Annotated in this window: 1 protein-coding gene; it reads right to left on the reverse strand. The window is 53.8% G+C overall.

The window, feature by feature from the left end; translation table 11 throughout:
• A partial coding sequence (locus HWQ67_RS18645) for a hypothetical protein (protein WP_218254198.1) occupies positions 1-1,347 on the reverse strand: 1,347 nt, incomplete at both ends.

The raw sequence follows: 1,347 nt of genomic DNA on the forward strand, positions 1-1,347 counted from the left end.
TACACTACCCGGTCCATATCTCTTCTCACCGATAGCATACAATACGAAGCGCGAAGAAGGTTCGTCTCGTGACCAGAAGGTCAACGCTCTCATAGCATCTACAGACAGCATGTCACTATCCGGGAATACCCGCGTCAAGCCGCTGGTGCTGTCAGTTAATTGGTCACATACGGAATATTGTGTGAGGGTATCTCCAAAGTGCGTGTGCTGACCACAACGGACATATGCGTTGATGCCTGTCGTCTCCACCAGGAACGCGGGGGCTCTTTGGGTATCAGAGACAACCACCGCCGTCGCCCCAGAAGTGGAACCCGTGAGAACCTCTCCTACGGTGAACTGTCCCGGTGTGGTGACATCATCGGAAGTGTCCGTCACCATCATATAACCATATTTGCCATTCCAGTAGGTAACCGTTGCGCTCGTCGGGGCAATCTCAGGTGCGAGGAAAATGGTGCCAGTAACGGTCTCCCCTATCTCAAACGTCCCAACAATGGTGTTGACCACCACCTTGCGGGTCAGATATGTGCTGGCATACCCTTCAAACCTGGAGTCTACCGACCGGTTGCTCTCACCTGCGATCAGTTCACCGAATGCCAGAAACCTCTCATACCAGTTGTTGCGAAGAGTGATGCTGTTGCCGATGAGCGCCTTGACCGGGATGTGCATCCGCTTGAACTCGTTCCCCTCGATATCCGTCGCATTCGGGTTGCCATAACTGTAGCTCCAATTTGCCACGTTGGATACAGTTCCAGTCTCAAGCGATGTCTGCCCGGTCAGCGTCTCACCATCCTGAAAGATCCCGTCACCGTTCAAGGCCACATAAAGCACAGCACCAGCATACTGTTGCACCACCCCGGTCGCACCATTGTACGAACCTACAACCGTCTCCCCCACTATGTACGCTCCAACCACACCCGCCATGGTAGACTTCCAACCACCCTTCAGGATGATCCCATACACATCCTGAAACGTCTCGGTGGTGTGCAGGAAGAGGCAATCACGAACGCTTGTCCACCACGTTCCGTATATGATGTCTCCATATGCCGGATACTTGCTGTCAATCACCAAGCATTTCTGCGGACTGTTCTGTGAGTCGAACCATACCCTGTTGACGTTCGTGTTCCATGCCGTGTAGAGATAGAGACCCGTGGCCCCCGCTCCTGTCAGTGACAACTTGAAATTCTCGAAGGTCTGCTTCAGGCTGTAACTGGTCCCGACGGTCTGGATCGCTACACCCGCCCCGGTATAAAGAATCCCCGAAGTGAGAAACCCGTTCCCTACAATGCCGGCACTGTCAGTCGGCATGGTGAGGGTCGTACCGGCGATGCTGCACATCCTCGTAAGATA

The organism is Candidatus Magnetobacterium casense, assembly GCF_019173545.1.
GTDB lineage: Bacteria > Nitrospirota > Thermodesulfovibrionia > Thermodesulfovibrionales > Magnetobacteriaceae > Magnetobacterium > Magnetobacterium cryptolimnobacter.